This is a genomic window from Janthinobacterium sp. GW822-FHT07H11, assembly GCF_058798615.1.
Map to the genome: position 1 here is coordinate 1,482,612 of NZ_CM179507.1, position 16,008 is coordinate 1,498,619.

Below are 16,008 nucleotides of genomic sequence, written 5' to 3' on the forward strand. Positions count from 1 at the left end.
CTAAACGACAGGGATGCCAGGTTTTCGGTCAACGTAGAAGGGCAGTAGCTGACTTGTCAGTTGAATTCCCGATTTTTTGTTGTTCGCGTTTATAGAAGCGCTTTCCTGCCATTTTTGAAACGTATCCGTCATATCCCCAAATTGCGCCGGTCCGGCCAACCCGGAGCACTGGCTGAACAAATCACTGCGCAATTGAAACGCCACATCCTTCGCCTCGCTCAACACATTGAGTTCGCTGTCCAGGGCCATGCTGCGCAAATTCAAGTTGGCCGAGCCTATCGTGAACGCCGCGTCATCCACAATTGCCACCTTGGTGTGAATGTAGATTTCTTCGTAATCCGTCGCTTGCAACCTATCCTTGTCTCTTGCGCAAGTCCACAACGAGCCCATAAAAACGTTGATGCCGTGTTCAGATAGTTCTTCCGCGGATATAGGCGGTTTAGTCTTTTTCTCGCGAGCCTGCTTCACGGCCCTTTCGTGCTCCACCTTCATTGTTTCGCTCATGCCGACCTTGCTGGCTAGGTCATAGGTCGGCAAATCCATGCTGTCAGTCTCCGGGGTGGAGGTCAGGATGAACACATACATCGGCTTCAGGTAGCCGGCCGAACGTAGGCGACCCACGCACTCAATGAGGTGGTCCGCCCAAGGCGCGTACTGGACATATTGGTTCTGTATGAAAATGTAGCGCAGAGCTTGCCGATTCAGATTGGCGTAGCACTCCTTGACGGTCTTCTCGGCATGCTGCGGCTGGGTGCGCAGCAACTGCACATTGTGCGGCCCGTTTTGCAGTTTGAACGCGCTCAACGGTATCTTTGCGCGCCGCGCGATAAAATCAGGGTCCATCTCGCGATGCAGTAAGTCCCCGATTTTTTTAACAATGCGCGTGACTGGCGTTTTAAAAAACCACGCGGTTTCCATGAAAAAGGAACTGGGTCTGGTCGACTCTTGCCACGCTTGGCAGAAATTGTGATTGAGGTCGTAGAGAATCGGACCGAATAGGCGGCAGGATACATCCTGGTAAGGTTGGGCCACACGGCTATGCTTGTCGATGTAGGACTGAACCAGCCTTTCCTTGTCCGCCTGCTGCCGCTCGCTCAATTTGTATCCTGGCCCGGGCAAGTCATAACATTCGCCTTCCTTCCATGCAGCCTTCTGTAGCGCCACATGCTCCGTGTCGTAGATGCGCTCGCGCCTGGGGTCGCGGAAATGGTGCTCTGGGGTATCCCAAAAATCGGTGATGGAATTATGTCCCATCACGTAGCCTGTCGCATTTACAGGATTTTCATAGTCAATCAGAAGCATTTTCTGGTGGTGGGCGGCATACGCTGCTGTTGCTCTCGCCATTCCTTTCGCCACCCATCCTGTCGGCTTGGGCTCACCTTCTAATGATGTTTTCAATACCGCCAGTGGCACTTCGCGTACGTGAAAGTGAATGTTTGGTATCGCATCGTCGCAAACTTGCGCATACCATTCGGCGTTATAGGCTTGATGGGATTCGCTGAAGTAACCGTGCGCGATGCCTCCAACGTTGGGAAACCGTCTGCCGTAATAGCCCGGATTACTCTTCATGAGCGTTTCGGATGCGACGTCATCGTGCCAAACCAGCAACCGGACCTTGACCGGATTGTTTGCCCGCGAAGCAATCTTTTTTAGCAAGTCTCCATAGCGTATCCCATCCTCGGGACTCTTCCCGCGCACCAGCACCATGCCGGGGTCGAATCCCCACGTGATGATATCGACACTATGCGTGGCTTTTTGCAGGTCCCTCGCGATTTTCTTAAAGACGGCCTCTCCGCAAATCAATGGTTCAATAAAACAGCGATAACGCGGCGGATGGACGGGATATGGAACATGAACAAACCAAGGCTGTGCGAGGCATTGGTAGGGCGCGTCGTTGTCGCGATAGGATAGAGTTTGCTTGTAGAGGTCTACGTTGCTGTTCATGCCACTCATGGTGCAGTCCTTAAAAAAGTCAGCGATGGCGTCATGCTTCGGATAAATCTTCGCCGTCGTCCAATGCGGGATTTGACAGCACACGACTCTGTTCCAGCGTCGCGTAGCCCTCGTTGGCAGCCCCGCCCGAATTGGTGTACCCGTGGTAGCCGATGCCAGCGCTCATTTCCTGTTTCTCGTCATGTGGGTTCGGCGCTACGGCATAGCGGTTGCCGTTGGGAAGCTCCAACTCGTAGGTGGACTGCTTTTCCAGCTCGTGCTGGAAAGTCATGTTGCCATCGTCGTCAAACACCCCTTGCTCCGTCAGCGCGCCATCCTTATAGAGTTTGTAGGGCAAGCCGGCATTGAGGGCGCCGCCCGCCGCCGGATGACTGTTCAAATGAAACGTACCCGCGCCCTTCAGTTGGGCCTGTGGCGGTTGCACCTGGGCTATCTGCATGTTCTTCGGGCCGAGCAAACTGTGGCTCACTGCGTGCGCGACAAAGGTGCCATTGCTACCTTGTTCGATGCCGCCGGCGCTGAACCTGGCGTAGCTGCCGCCGCCGTTGATGACCACTTCTTCCTTGGCGCTGATGGTGATACGGTTGGCCGTGTGCGTGATGTTGAGCTTGGCAAGGAGGTTGATGCTGTCCTTCAACGCCCGCACATCGATATCGCCGGCTGCCGCGACCAGCCGCATGCCGGCCTGCTGCACGAATAGGCGGAATGCTTGCCGCACGCTGGCGAACAGGCTGGCGCCGCTGGCGATGGACAGGTCTTGTCCGGTGGTAATGGCCGTATGCTGGTCGCTGGCCAGATGGGTGCTGCCGCGGGTCGTGGCCTCGATGCCGGCCGGGCTGGCCAGCACCAGGTGCGGCGCTGCCAGTTGGGGAAAGCTGCCCTTGGCGCCCGCGCCACCCCGGATGCTGTCGTTCTGCGCCTGGATGGCAGCCACTGCTTTGGCCTGGTCCTCGCCGTCCTGCGCACCCGATTGCTCGGCCAGCCTGGCTAGCGCCTCCTGCCGGGCATGGGCGGCGTTCAGGCGCAGCTGTGTCTCGCCCATGTCCTTGATGTGCGAGGCGCCGTTGGGACGCGCCTCGGTGGTGAGGAGCATACCCCGGTTCGCGCGCGCCACGCCCCAGGCATTGGTCGCCAGCTCCCAGCCGTCGCCGCGCGCATCCATGCGCCCGTCGGACGTGTCAATGCGGGTGATACTGCCCAGCGACAGCTGGCTGTGCTCGTGGTCGCTCTTGAGCTGGGCCTGCAGGGCACCCTTGGTATCGTCCAGCACCAGATGGTTGCTGTTGCCGTCGCCGCCGCTGTTCAATTCGCGGCTGCGCAATCCCGCCAGCGAGCGTTGCGCCGGCAAATGCCAGGGCGGCATGTTGTCGCGGTTGTAGACGACGCCGACGACGATGGGGTGGTCGATGTTCCCATCGAGGAACTGCACCACCACTTCCTGGCCGACGCGCGGCAAGCACATCTGGCCGAAGTACTGGCCAGCCATGGGCAGCATGACGCGTATCCAGGGCGAACTGGCCTGGTCGAATGTGCCCAGCCGGTCCCAGTGAAATTGCAGTTTGACCCGGGCCAGTTCATCGGTATAAATATCCTCGCCGGGCGGGCCGACGACGATGGCCGTCTGCACGCCGGGATGACCACACGGCACGCTGTTGTGCTGACGCCCCGGGCGCCACTGTATGTCGCGGCGTAGGCAGGTGAGGGTGTTGCTGTATTCCGATTTGCCGTCCGGGCCGGCGGGATAATTGTTGCTCGCGACATGTTCAACCGAGACGATGAGATAGTCGCGCGCACCGATACCCGGTTTCCTGTCTTCGCCGGGCGCCGGCGCCTTGACTTCCGCGCTGAAGTGGCCGCTCAGCTTGAACGTGCGGCCTGGCTGCGCGGCGCGGTCGTTGCCGCCCGCCTCGAAATACTGGGTGCGCTGGTCATGTTCTTCCATGCGGCGCTGCGCCAGGGTCTCGCCGTCACGCAGATTCGGGTAGCCGTAGGCGCCGGTGTTTTCGTAGAGTTCGTAGCCGTCCACGTCGCCCTGCGCGTTCAGGGAGCTGCCCTGGACCCGTTGCGGATGCGGGCTCTTATAGTTGAAACTGGCCAGTGTCAGTTTGCCGGAGCCGAGTTCCCGTACCGCTTGCCAGTCGTCAATCCCGTCCGCCTCCTCGGACCCGGCCTGGGCGCGAAACTGCATCTGGTCTGCAGCATCGGTGACATGCGCGTCGTCGATGGGCTCGGCCAGGGTGGAGTTGTCGCTGAGAATGAGCGTGTGGCCATCGGCCCGGTGCTCGTAGTGGTAATACAGTCCCGCGTCTTCCCAACGGCGATGCAGATGGTTGTAGTCCGTCTCGTTATGCTGGTTGGCGCAGGTCAGTTTTTTATCGTCGTAACCGGGGGCCAGCCTGGCCTTCCAGTCGCGCTGGCGGTAGTGCCCGAAGGTGGTTTCGGTCAGTTCGATGGTGCTGCGGTGGTGAAAGGAGACGTTGTCTTGGCGCAGCCTGGCGAAGGCCAGCCAGGGCGACAGCACCATCTGGTAATAGGCGAAGCCGCCGTCGGTGCGGACAAAACGGAAACTGCCGACGTAGCCGTTCATGTAGCGCAGGCTGCCGTTCTCACGCACCAGCGAAATGGTGACCATCCTGCCCATCATGCTTTTGAGGGGGATGCCGGTGTCATCCGACAGCACCTCGGCCTCGATGCGGAAGTCGCGCGACAACTCCTCGCGCATGCGCACCTTGTTGACCAGCATGACGGCATTCGCGGGACCGTCCGCCTGCGGGAAGTCCATGCGCATGAGCCGTTTGGCTTGCGATTGGGCGCCGAATACGGACAGCGCCGCCATGCCAGCGTCCACGATGTTGCGTATCATGCAGCCTCCGATGTGCTTCCCGCCGACGGCGGATGAGATGGGTCGTTATTGATGCTGTATCCGCCACTGTAGGTGCGTGTCGGGGGAGCCGTATTGAGGGGACTCAAGGGAGCTCATCAATAGTGAGCCGGTCCGCGCGCACTATCGTGGGGGAAATGAACATCACCTTGCGCAGCGACAGCCGCGGTCCGTGCGCCTGCATGCGGAAGTGGCCGCGCCGCCAGTGCGGCGACATCTCTCCGGACACGCCGTGCAGATGGGCCGGCAGCGTGTCCGGTCCCAATACCACGCGGTCATAGAGGCGTTCGGTCTGTCGGCGCAGCTTGGCGGCCTTTCTGGACCCCATGCCCTGCAAGCGCCGCAACGCGTCGCCATGCGGCGTCAGGCTTACATGCCGTGCCTGTTCGATGGCCCAGTACAGAAAAACCTTCGTGCAAAGCTGTGCCAGGGCCGTTTGCTGCGCCAGCAAGGAATCGGACTGTACCGTCCCCCGCACTGACGCCGGATGACGCCGAGCAGGGATTCCTGCTCGTCCTCGATGACAAAATCGAGGCTGCTGATGCCCAGGGGCTCGTCACGGCCCGCCGCATAAATCGCCACAATGGGAATGGCTCGTTTACCCTTGTACGTTGAGGCGAACACATAGCCACCTTGGATGCTATGAACGCCGGTCTCTGCGGGCAGCACGACTGCTTGCCGCATCGCCTCGCCGAATCGGATGTAGCAGGCCGCCATGCGCGGTCGCAACTGGGCGGCGGGAATGTCTTCGCCCAAGTCGGAACTCGTCAGCAGCCGCTCCAATGCCGGTGTCAACTCAATCACCACGTTGGGCCGCTGCCAGAACATCAGGGCCGCCGTGGTGAACATGGCGTCGCACTCGATGGCGTCCCGGGAAAAATTGCGAGGCGAGTGGCGCAGTAAAATATTGCGCACCAGGTCGTCGTTCTCGGCGAAGCGCAGATGCAGCCTGGCCAGCACGTCTGCGGCGCTCAACTGGGCGGCCCCGTCCTCGCGCTGCGCGGCGCATCGTTGCCATGTGTGATAAAAACCGATATTTCGCACATGCACAGGATGCACATCGTCGCCGCGCGCGGCAGACTGCTATTGCCATAAAGCAAGCCAACATGGCTGTGCTGCTTGCGTATGGAAGGGGTCTCACCGCGTTACTCCTGCTCAAAGGCCACTTGGCCGGATTGATGCATCTGTATCCCAGCCGCCTCCGGACTGTCGCCGCGTGAGCCTGCATCGATGGGCCGCAACAGGTAACCGGCCGTGTCTCTGGAAACTTTGCCATCTTGTCGCAACAGAAAGGCGTCCCAATTCAGACGCCGCCCCGCGCCGGGTTTGCTCGTCAGGATGAGGCGTTGCAGGCACGACGGCTTGAATAAAATCCGCACCTCGAATTGCAGATTGGACAGTCCGAACATCGCCAACCTTTGCGCCAGCCCCACGGAGGCGCTGCCGCGTGGGAGAAAACGCTCGGCATCGGTCTTGTCGAGGGGGCCGATGTTCAAGCGGACGCGCAGGTCCTTGCGCCGCAAGCGCCCGCCCAGCGCCGCGCCGAAACCCAGCCTGGCGACCCTTCCGCCGAGCTTGCTGCGTTTGTTTTTCGGGATGACGTCCCAGACTTCGACGAAAGGTTCGAGCTCGACCTGCACCCCGAAGTGATGTGTCAACACGCGCGAGACCGAGCTTGCCGCCACCGGCCGGGTGCGCAACAACGCGGCATAGAATCCCGTCATATCGCAGGCGGCATCGTCTGCGCCGCCGGGCAACGCGTCACGGCGAATACCCGCCAATGCCGTCAACAGCGGCAACTGGCCATCCTCGCCACCCATGTCGAGCCGGTGCTCCAGGCGATACTTGCCCCAGGCTTGAAAAAACATGGCCACCATGCGCTGGGAGAATAGGTCGATAAACGCGCGGGCGCTGTCGTCCCCGTCCCAGCGCTGCGCGGCGTTAATCCGCTCCGTGCGATGTAAAGGCAGGCCAGCGTTCACGCCAAGGAGCCCCAGGAACGCGGGGGTCAGGAATATCTTCGTGCCCAGCGCTTCCCGCATGGCCCGCAGCAATTCGATATCGGTCTCGCACGTCGCCGGCTGCGTCCCCAGTGCCTCGATTTGGCTGGCCGGAAAGCTCAGCGACAGGCTGTTCTGAAAGCGCAGTACCTGGGACAGCGCTTGCTCGTCGTCGTAAGACAGGCCGGCCTGGCGCAGCCAGCGTACCAGGATGCGCACAGCCTGGATAAAATGGAACCGCTGGGGTTCATCCATTAAACCCTGGATTACGCTAACGTCAGGTAGCCGCTTCTTGGCTTGCATCGCATGAGTTCCTTGTCGGATTGTTTGGATAGAACAACCAATTCGATGAAGCTGTTCACCTGCACATACAGGCCCAGGAACTGGTCGATGACTTCCACAAACAGCAGCAAGCCGCTGCCCACAAAAGCTTCTTCGTCGAGTGTCATGCGCATCTCGGTTCCGTGCACCAGCGCGGCGCCATGCTTGTGCCGCATCCAGGTCACCGTCGCCGCTTGTTGCAAGTCAGTGATGCCTTCTATCTGACGCCGCGAAATCGGCGAATGTGGCAAGTCGTACAGGGCCAGCATTTCGCGGAAAGCCGGCAATCCGCCTTGCGACAGTGCGTGCTGGTTCACCGTCAGATGGGAAATCAATCGCCATTGCTGGCTCCCTTTGGCAAAACGGTAAGTGCGGGTCGGCCGACGCATAAGGCGAACCGAGTAGCTGTCGGCGTCGCGCAGCGGCGTCAAGTCGCCGCCGGCCTGCCCGTATTTCAGCGCATTGGGCAAGTCCCTGTTGGTGCAGCTCAGCGCAATCGACAGGCTCGTCTTTTCGACCTCCATGGGGTTGAAGTCGCCGTCAATCAGGGTGATGCGCTTTTCATGACCGGGGCTGAGTGCAGCCAATTCGTCATCGCTGCGCAGCATCCAGTAATGCCCGTTCTTTGTGGACGCGTCCTCGCCGTGGCGCAGTGAATAAAACGGCCGGAATTCGGTCACTGCCTCCTTCTGTCCGCGCCGGCGCACCATCTTGACCGAGTCTATCGAGTACACCTCGAACGACTTGGCGTGCGCGGCATCCGCCACCACCGCATAGTCGGCGGTCAACTGCGTCACGGATATCGGCTGGCCCGGCCGCTGGAACAGGTTGACCACCGGGCTGCAACCGAGCAGCAAATTCGTCTCCGACAGGCTCGCCAGCATGCGGGCACGGGAGGAATCCGGCCGCAGGCCGGCCAAGGCCACATGGAGCGTAAAGCGACGGCATCCCTGTGGCAGCAGCGCCCGCAACGCCACCAGGTCGATGTCGAAGAAATTGAACTTTTCCGGAAAGACAAAATACTCGCTGAGCACCCGGTATGCCACGTGCGAGCGGGCGTCAAACGGGATGAGCGCCTCGTCCTCGGCGAAACCGACCGGCGCCAGTGGCACGGCCGGCAACGCCGTCCAGCGCCCCGGCTCGGTTTCCACATAGGCGCACACGGCGCGCATGAAAAGCGCGTCGCGCAGGGCTGCGCAAAACGAGGGCTCGCCATCGATGAACACGCGCAGGGCGGGGAGCTCGGCCGGCGCGGCGCCGTCGATGACGATGCTCAGTGCGGCGCTGGCAGATGTCGGCAAGGTGACGCAGGAGGGCGCGCGTACTACCGGGTCGAAGCGGGCGGCGGCCAGCGTCATCGACGAAAGCACGATGTCATAGGCGGTCTTGAAACTGCAGCGCACGCCGTCGACGGCGCTGGAGTCCATCTCGGTACCGCGCGGGATGGTCAGCATCGGTGCTTCGCCCGCTGACTTGACGGAAGGATACGTGGCGCGCACTATCGAACAGGAGGGGAAGGGTCTCAGGTAGTGCGGAAACAGCGTCTCCAGCAGAGCTTCGGTCAATTCAGGATAGCTGTCGTCGAGCCGCTTCGCCACGCGCGCGGAAAGCAGCGCGACGGACTGTATCAATTGTTCGACATGCGGGTCCGGGCAAGTGTCGTCGCCCAGCTGCAGGGCGCCTCCCACCCTCGGATAGCGCTCGTAAAATTCGCGGCCGAGGCGGCGCAGATACACCAGTTCACGCTCGAAATACGGCAGCAGGTCTTCCATCAAGCTCTCCTTGCCCCTCACGGACGAAAGCCGTGTGCAGATGTTCAAGTATCAATCAAGCGATGGTGAATATGTTGTGGTTGCGCAATACTGGTGACAGTGGCGGGTTTTGTTCGTCGTCATCGTGGCTACGGCCGGGCTTGGGACCTTTCTTGCGAAAACTCAATGAGTTTCCTAAATGCAGCGTCAAACTCTATCGACGAGCAATGCATTCCAATGGAGAGAACATGAGCATCTCATTAAAAGTCTTGTGGGCCGAAGGTCTCACGCTCGATGCGCAGCATTTCCAGCAGCTGGACCTGTATCACGAGGCCCGCTTGCGGCATATCGCCTCGGCCATCAATCCCTACACCTGGGGCGTCCAGCTTGCACGCTGGAGCATTGAAGGCGTAACGAGCAACACGTTGTATGCGCAGGCGCTGACCCTGATTTTCAAGGATGGAGAAATCTACCAGGCGCCGCTGTCCGATGAATTGCCCCTGGCGATAGACCTGGGCAAGCTGCCCGCGGATGAGCAAAGCTTTGTCTTTTACGCGGCGCTGCCTGTCGTCAAGGCACATGGCGGCAATCTGGCCAGCGGCGAGGCCCCGTACGATGACACCCGCTACGCGCCATTCGATGCACAAACGCTGGACCTCTACACCGATGCGCTCAGCACCAACGTTTCCTACATGAGAAAAAAACTGCGGCTGCTGTCGCATCTCGATATGCGTGACGCCTACGACTGCATCCCTCTCGTCAAGGTGCGTCGCAAGGAGGACAGCACCTTTGAAATCGACCCGACGTTCATGGCACCGAGCCTGTCGGTCGACGTTGACCCGGCCATGCGGGAAATGCTGCGCGGCTTGCTCGGCAAGTTGAGCGCAAAAGCCGAGGCACTCTACCGTCTGCAACGCCAGCCGCGGGGAAACGCCATCGAGGCGCACAGTGGCGACGTGTCTTCATTCTGGATGCTCAGCACTGTGAGCGCCGCGAACGCGTCCCTGGCCCATTGCGCCAAGTCGGGACGTTGCCATCCGGAGCGGCTGTTCGACAAGCTGATGGTGCTCGCGGGCGGCCTGATGGCATTTTCCCGGAAATATTCGGTAGCAGATTTGCCCTCCTACGACCACGAGTATCCGGCTCCCGGCTTCGATGCGCTCGCCGCCATCATTGGCGAACTGCTCGATACGGTAGTATCGTCGAGATACGTCGTCATTCCTCTTACTTTCGACAAGGAGTTAGGTCCCTACCATCAGGGGAAAATCGACCCTACCTTGACGGACCGGAAAGCCGGCTTGTATCTCGCCGTCACCGCCAATATGCCGGCACTCAATCTGGTCGCGGAAGTGCCTCGCCAGTTAAAAATCGCCTCACCGCACGACATCGAGGCGTTGATTCGCAGCGCCTTGCCGGGACTGCAACTGGTACACATGGCCCAGGTGCCGATGGAGGTGCCAGTCCGTCCGAACGCCTATTATTTCTCGATCGACCACCGTGGCGAGCTTTATGAGGCGATGGTGAAGGCGCAGGCGGTTGCAATTTATGCGCCAGGCACCTTCACGGAACTGCGGATGGAGTTGTTCGCCATTACCGATTAGACAGTTACATTTCGCGGATACGCATCAGATCTGGGCAAGTCCGGATGTATTTCTTTGTCCAGTTTGTCATGAGGAACAAACCTGGTTGGGGTACTTCAGCGAATCCCATCAAAGCTACAACGCCGAACGGTATGCGCAGGTGGCAGCGGGGAAGTGTCGAACATCCATATGCATGTCCACAGCGTTCCAATAACCTGTTGGAACAATCATTGGAAGGCGAAGTCGCGCCCACTGGAATCATGGCACAGGTCAATTGTATGACCTCGGCATCGCGCATGAAGACGTTTATGCAGGTGCGCAATGCGAACACAACCAGGATGTTCAGTTAAATTAGTGTCGGCTTACTCCGTTCGCGATGCTGGTCGGGGTGAGAGGATTCGAACCTCCGGCCTCTGCGTCCCGAACGCAGCGCTCTACCAGGCTGAGCCACACCCCGCTTTCCTTTATTACAGCAGATGGCGGGGCCGCTTTCAAGGGGCGGCATCAAGGTCTATTTCTTTTCCTGCTGCACCTTCTTGATGTCCGCTTCGCTGACTTTTTTTGCCGGTGCATGCGTCGCCGGCGAGCTTGGCGCCTTGCGCGTGGCGTTGGCCTGCGCCATGACGGCGGCGCAGTCCGTATCGGGAGCCTTGTCGACGTTGACCAGGGGCAGCAGGGCGGCCAGCGGGGTGACGACGGTGGCCAGGGCCACGGCGGCGCCCGCCTTCAGGGCCAGCGGGCCTTTTTGCGGACCCACGTCCGGGTTCTTGAACGTGCCTTTCGCGTACAGCGGCGTGCGCAGGGTGATGATGCGGGCGCCCTTGGTACGCGGGCGCACGTCCAGGTCCAGGGTTTCGTTTGCCAGGTTGACGTTGCCGGTGACATTTACCACGGCCGTGTCCGTGTCGAGCACGAAGCGGCGCACGTCGGCCTGGCCATTCGTGACGGCGAAGTCGCTGGCCAGGCAGTTCAGGTGCACTTGCTTGTCGCCAAAGATTTTCACGAACACGGCATTGGCCAGGTTCAGGCCGGCCAGTTCCAGCATGAACTGGCTGACGGAGCCTTCGCTGACGGTGGCCGCCAGCTCGCCATTCGCGCTGGCCAGCATCGCGGAAATGGAATTGCCATGGCCCGTCAGTGCCGCGTCGCCATACACTTCGCCGAAGCTCGCCTGCATCGATTGCAGCTTGGGAAACAGTTCGCGGATCTTGAGGTGGCGCGCCGCCACCTTCGCTTGTGCGGCGATGGTCTTTTGACGGCCGTCGAGCGTGATGTTCGAGGTGATGTCGCCGCCGGCCATGCCGAAGTTGAGCGGCGTCAAACTGAGCACCTTGTCTTTCATGTGGATGTGCGCGACGATGTCGTTGAGCGGGATATCGTGCGTGCGCACCAGTTTCTTGCCCGTGAATTTGACGTCGGCATCGAGCGCATCCCATTTCGCCGTGTTGAACTGTTCCACCGGCAAGGCTTTGTTGTCCGGTTGCACGGGGGCCTTGCCGCGCGCCTGTTTTTGCGCATTGCTGTCGGCGCCGATGGTGGGACCCAGGTCTTCCAGGCGCAGCTGCTGCGACGTCACTTCGCCGCGCAGCAGGGGGCGGGGCTGGCGCGGCAGGTATTGCAGGGTGCCGGCCAGGTCGCTCTGGCCCACGGTGCCCTTGAAATCCTGGTAGGTCCAGTGCCAGCTGGCGCCGTCCTTCTTGCCCAGCAGATGGCCTTTGGTCGCGTACTCCGGCGTTTCCGGCAACAGCACGCTCGTCAGCGGATACAGCTCGGCCATGCTGGCACCGGCCAGACTCAGCTGCAAATCGATGCCGGACAGCGAGCGCGGGTCGGTCAGGGTGCCGGCGATGCTGGCCTTGTTCTTGCCCAGTACGGCATGCGCCTGCACGGGATAGACGGTGTTGTTGTCGGTCAATGACAGCACGGCACCTGCTTTGCCGCCGCCCGTCACGGGCGCCTTGCGGTAGCTGCCGCCGAGGGTGAATTCGATGCCGTATTTCTGCACGGGCGCGTTGCCTGGCGCATCGCCCGGCGTGGCGTCGGGCGCCGTCGAGCTGACCTTGGCTTGCACGTCGAGCGCGATGCCCTCGTCCAGGTAGCGGATGGCGCCGTCGGCAAACGCCATGCGCTGGATTTCCACGTCCCATGCCGACGGGCCATTGTCTTTCAAGGTCCAGCTGTTGCTGCCGTCGGCGCGCCGCTGCAAGGCGATATTGGGTGCGTCGAGCGCCAGGTCCGTCAGCACCACGCGGTGCTGCAACAGGGGCAAGGGATGGATGGCCACGTCGATGCGTTTCGCGCTGGCCAGTTGCGGGCCGGCTGTCGCCCAGTCCGGGTTGCTCATGCGCACATCGTGCGCGCTGATGACAGGCCGCGGCACGTAGCGGCGCCAGCCCGGCTCCGTTTTGAGCCCTTGCTGCCATGTCACCTGCAGGTCGCCGCCGATGACGAAGCTGCGGCCCGTGCTTTCCGAGACCTTCTCGTTGATATAGGGGCGGGCGCGGTTCCAGTCGAAGGTCAATACGAAGAGCACGAGGAGGGCGACGAGGACCGCCAGGGCGGCCAGGCTCCAGCCGAGGATGTTGAGCGGGGTTGAGCGTGTCATGGTAAGCCAGTCGCAATGATTTTTTCATCACGGTAGACCAATAGGCCATGACGGTCGGTGCGCTGGGTTACGCAAGACGCCTTGCTTGAAATGATTCAATAATTCGACTATTATTGAAATATGGAAAATGAAAAGAGAATAGTCAACGAGGCGACGCCGCTGACGAGCGCTTCCGCCATCGCTGCCTTGGCCGCGCTGGCGCAGGAATCGCGGCTGGCCGTGTTCCGCCTGCTGGTGCAAGCGGGGCCGCAAGGCATGGCGGCGACGAAAATCGCCGACGCGCTGGCGATCGCGCCCTCGTCCCTGTCGTTCCACCTGAAGGAACTGGCACATGCCAATCTGGTGACGGCAAGCAAGGCGGGGCGCTCCATCATCTATGCGGCCAACTATGCGGGCATGAACGGCTTGCTGGCCTTTTTGACCGAGAACTGCTGCGCGGGCGCGCCTTGTTGCGTCAGCGAACCACATTTACAGAAGGACATCACGACATGACGATCACGATCTACCACAACACGGCCTGCGGCACCTCGCGCAATACCCTGGCCCTGATCCGCAACACGGGCGTCGAGCCCGTCATCATCGACTACGTCAAGAACCCGCCTTCGCGAGAGGAACTGGTCGACCTGATCCGGCGCGCGGGGCTGTCCGTGCGCGCGGCGATGCGCGACAAGGGCACCCTGTACGACGAGCTGGGCCTGGCCAATCCTGACTTGCCCGACGCGGCCCTGCTCGACGCCATGCAAGCCCACCCGATCCTGATCAATCGCCCCATCGTCGTCACGGAACTGGGCGTGCGCCTGTGCCGGCCGTCGGAAAAGGTGCTGGACATCCTGCCATTGCCGCAGCAAGGCGCGTTTGCCAAGGAAGACGGCCAGGCCGTGGTGGGCGCCGATGGCAAGCCGGTGGCCTGAATGAGTGATTTACCCAATGAGTTGCCCAACATCAGCGCCGCGCATCTGGACGTGCCGGATCTGGACAAGCTGGCACCGGTCAACGTTTCCATGCATGCGCCGCGCATCCTGCTGCTGTATGGCTCCTTGCGCGAGCGCTCGTACAGCAAGCTGCTGACCCTGGAAGCGGAACGCATCCTACGCCATTTCGGCGCCGACACGCGCGTGTTCGACCCGCACGGCTTGCCCATGGTCGACAGTGTCCCGCCCGAGCATCCGAAAGTGCAGGAGTTGCGCGAACTGTCGCTGTGGTCGGAGGGGCAAGTCTGGTGCAGCCCCGAGCGCCATGGCGCCGTCACCGGCGTCTTTAAATCGCAGATCGACTGGCTGCCGCTGGAAACGGGCAGCGTGCGCCCCACGCAAGGGCGAACTCTTGCTGTGATGCAAGTGTCGGGCGGTTCGCAATCGTTCAACGCCGTCAACGGCTTGCGCGTGCTGGGGCGCTGGATGCGCATGGTCACCATTCCGAACCAGTCCTCGGTGGCCAAGGCGTATCAGGAATTCGACGATGACGGCCGCATGAAGCCGTCGCCGTATTACGCGCGCCTGGTCGACGTGATGGAGGAGTTGTACAAATTTACCTTGCTGGTGCGCGACCGCCGCGACTACCTGGGCAGCCGCTACAGCGAGCGGCTCGAGGCCGAGCCGGCCATCGTCCAGGAATTGGCGGGCGCAGCGATGGAGCATGAGCGGCAGGAATAAAAACGGCGCCATCGGCGCCGTTGTCTTTGCTGTAACGCCCACCGTGATCAGTGATTGCGGTCCACGGCAAACGAGCACAGCTGCAGCATGGATTGCTTGTAGACACTGTCCGGCCAGCCGGCGATGGCATGGGCGGCGCGCTGGCCGGCGATTTCCGCCTGCTTGCGCGTGTAGTCGAGGGCACCGCTGCTGGTGATGGCCGTCAGGACGGCGTCGAAATGCTGCTCGTCACCCTGCTCGATGCAGCTGCGCACCAGTTCGCGTTGCTCTGGCGTACCGTTTTCCATCAGCCAGATCAGCGGCATGGTCGGCTTGCCTTCGCGCAAGTCGTCGCCCACGTTCTTGCCGATTTCGGCCGCGTCGCCGGCATAGTCGAGCACGTCGTCGATCAGCTGGAAGGCCGTGCCCAGCGAGCGGCCGTATTCGGCAGCCGCTTCGATATCGTCTTCGCTGGCGCCGGCGATCAGGGCGCCCAGTTGTGCCGACGCTTCGAACAGTTTCGCCGTCTTCGAGCGGATGACGTTCAGGTAGCTGTCCTGCGTCACGTCCGGATCATGCATGTTCAGCAACTGCAGCACTTCGCCTTCGGCGATCACGTTGGTGGCATCGGACAGGATTTGCATGACGCGCATATTGTTCAGCGATACCATCAGCTGGAACGAGCGCGAGTGCAGGAAGTCGCCCACCAGCACCGAGGCGGCATTGCCGAACAGGGCGTTGGCCGTCTGGCGTCCGCGGCGCATCGACGATTCATCGACGACGTCGTCGTGCAGCAGGGTGGCGGTATGGATGAATTCGACCACGGCGGCCAGCTCATGGTGCGCCGTGCCGCGATAGGCGTGGGCGTTCGCCACCAGCAAGATCAGCACGGGGCGGATGCGTTTGCCTCCTGCGCTGATGATGTATTCGGCGATCTGGTTGATCAGAATCACATCGGAATGCAGTTTTTGGCGGATCACCGTGTTGACTGCGTCCATATCGGCGGCAATCGTTTGCACGATGGTGTTTTGGTTAACGTGTTTGTTAGCGTCAGACAAGGCGAACCTGCAATAGATTGTGGGTGCCGCGATTATACGACATGGCTTGCGCGAACGTGACGTTTGCCTATGACTGCTGAGCAATTGATTGCCTTCATAGTCAAAGGCCGTCCATTTCTGTCGGCCTGACATCGTGTCCAGGTTGTCGACATACCACGATCGCCAAGCTTTGTGAATACTTTTTGACGCAATTTCTCAGTCCGTGTATAATCGCTGGTTCCCCCTGTT

General features: G+C 60.9%; 12 protein-coding genes and 1 tRNA gene. 4 read left to right on the top strand and 9 right to left on the bottom strand.

The genetic code is table 11. The features are described 5' to 3' along the window. The 6 genes from AC3RCJ_RS06590 to tssF form a co-directional block, all read right to left on the bottom strand. Window positions 1-1,953, bottom strand: a complete 1,953-nt coding sequence (locus AC3RCJ_RS06590; protein WP_492959319.1) for a phospholipase D-like domain-containing protein — start codon at window positions 1,951-1,953, stop codon at window positions 1-3. Window positions 1,954-1,984: 31 nt separating this feature from the next. Continuing rightward, a complete protein-coding gene (locus AC3RCJ_RS06595; protein WP_492959317.1) occupies window positions 1,985-4,816 on the bottom strand; it encodes a type VI secretion system Vgr family protein in 2,832 nt (943 codons plus the stop codon). Between the two features lie 103 nt (window positions 4,817-4,919). Further along, window positions 4,920-5,285, bottom strand: coding sequence for an AcrVA2 family anti-CRISPR protein (locus tag AC3RCJ_RS06600; protein WP_492965276.1), 366 nt, complete (start codon window positions 5,283-5,285; stop codon window positions 4,920-4,922). Next, window positions 5,204-5,893: a hypothetical protein gene (locus AC3RCJ_RS06605; protein WP_492959313.1), complete on the bottom strand. Its 690-nt coding sequence runs from the start codon at window positions 5,891-5,893 to the stop codon at window positions 5,204-5,206. Before AC3RCJ_RS06605 ends, AC3RCJ_RS06600 begins: the two co-directional genes overlap by 82 nt. Window positions 5,894-5,979: 86 nt before the next feature. Continuing rightward, window positions 5,980-7,137, bottom strand: a complete 1,158-nt coding sequence (gene tssG / locus AC3RCJ_RS06610; protein ID WP_492959311.1) for a type VI secretion system baseplate subunit TssG — start codon at window positions 7,135-7,137, stop codon at window positions 5,980-5,982. After that, window positions 7,101-8,927: a type VI secretion system baseplate subunit TssF gene (gene tssF, locus AC3RCJ_RS06615; protein ID WP_492959309.1), complete on the bottom strand. Its 1,827-nt coding sequence runs from the start codon at window positions 8,925-8,927 to the stop codon at window positions 7,101-7,103. Before tssF ends, tssG begins: the two co-directional genes overlap by 37 nt. A 227-nt stretch (window positions 8,928-9,154) precedes the next feature. Here tssF and tssK point away from each other — a divergent pair, with 227 nt between their 5' ends. After that, window positions 9,155-10,507, top strand: coding sequence for a type VI secretion system baseplate subunit TssK (gene tssK, locus AC3RCJ_RS06620; protein WP_492959307.1), 1,353 nt, complete (start codon window positions 9,155-9,157; stop codon window positions 10,505-10,507). 359 nt (window positions 10,508-10,866) lie between these two features. On the opposite strand, the gene AC3RCJ_RS06625 is transcribed toward tssK, so the two are convergent. Together AC3RCJ_RS06625 and AC3RCJ_RS06630 are read right to left on the bottom strand one after the other, a co-directional pair. After that, window positions 10,867-10,943, bottom strand: a tRNA-Pro gene (locus tag AC3RCJ_RS06625). A gap of 54 nt (window positions 10,944-10,997) precedes the next feature. Further along, window positions 10,998-13,091: an AsmA family protein gene (locus AC3RCJ_RS06630; RefSeq protein ID WP_492959305.1), complete on the bottom strand. Its 2,094-nt coding sequence runs from the start codon at window positions 13,089-13,091 to the stop codon at window positions 10,998-11,000. Window positions 13,092-13,211: 120 nt separating this feature from the next. Here AC3RCJ_RS06630 and AC3RCJ_RS06635 point away from each other — a divergent pair, with 120 nt between their 5' ends. From AC3RCJ_RS06635 to arsH, 3 genes are read left to right on the top strand one after another with little or no spacing between them, the layout of a single operon-like run. Continuing rightward, a complete protein-coding gene (locus AC3RCJ_RS06635; RefSeq protein WP_492959303.1) occupies window positions 13,212-13,583 on the top strand; it encodes an ArsR/SmtB family transcription factor in 372 nt (123 codons plus the stop codon). After that, window positions 13,580-14,002, top strand: coding sequence for an arsenate reductase (glutaredoxin) (arsC, locus tag AC3RCJ_RS06640; protein WP_492959301.1), 423 nt, complete (start codon window positions 13,580-13,582; stop codon window positions 14,000-14,002). Before AC3RCJ_RS06635 ends, arsC begins: the two co-directional genes overlap by 4 nt. Continuing rightward, entirely contained in the window at window positions 14,003-14,743 is a 741-nt protein-coding gene (arsH, locus tag AC3RCJ_RS06645) for an arsenical resistance protein ArsH (protein ID WP_492959299.1), read from the top strand. It begins immediately after the preceding gene. A gap of 47 nt (window positions 14,744-14,790) precedes the next feature. Here arsH and ispB read toward each other — a convergent pair whose 3' ends face one another. Continuing rightward, entirely contained in the window at window positions 14,791-15,780 is a 990-nt protein-coding gene (gene ispB / locus AC3RCJ_RS06650) for an octaprenyl diphosphate synthase (protein WP_492959297.1), read from the bottom strand. Window positions 15,781-16,008: the final 228 nt, after the last annotated feature.

What these genes read in the sequence shown, in the direction of transcription:
- AC3RCJ_RS06590 (WP_492959319.1), bottom strand. Translation starts at nt 1,953, where the DNA reads ATGAGTGGCATGAACAGCAACGTAGACCTCTACAAGCAAACTCTATCC.
- AC3RCJ_RS06595 (WP_492959317.1), bottom strand. Translation starts at nt 4,816, where the DNA reads ATGATACGCAACATCGTGGACGCTGGCATGGCGGCGCTGTCCGTATTC.
- tssG (WP_492959311.1), bottom strand. Translation starts at nt 7,137, where the DNA reads ATGCAAGCCAAGAAGCGGCTACCTGACGTTAGCGTAATCCAGGGTTTA.
- tssF (WP_492959309.1), bottom strand. Translation starts at nt 8,927, where the DNA reads ATGGAAGACCTGCTGCCGTATTTCGAGCGTGAACTGGTGTATCTGCGC.
- tssK (WP_492959307.1), top strand. Translation starts at nt 9,155, where the DNA reads ATGAGCATCTCATTAAAAGTCTTGTGGGCCGAAGGTCTCACGCTCGAT.
- AC3RCJ_RS06630 (WP_492959305.1), bottom strand. Translation starts at nt 13,091, where the DNA reads ATGACACGCTCAACCCCGCTCAACATCCTCGGCTGGAGCCTGGCCGCC.
- AC3RCJ_RS06635 (WP_492959303.1), top strand. Translation starts at nt 13,212, where the DNA reads ATGGAAAATGAAAAGAGAATAGTCAACGAGGCGACGCCGCTGACGAGC.
- arsC (WP_492959301.1), top strand. Translation starts at nt 13,580, where the DNA reads ATGACGATCACGATCTACCACAACACGGCCTGCGGCACCTCGCGCAAT.
- arsH (WP_492959299.1), top strand. Translation starts at nt 14,003, where the DNA reads ATGAGTGATTTACCCAATGAGTTGCCCAACATCAGCGCCGCGCATCTG.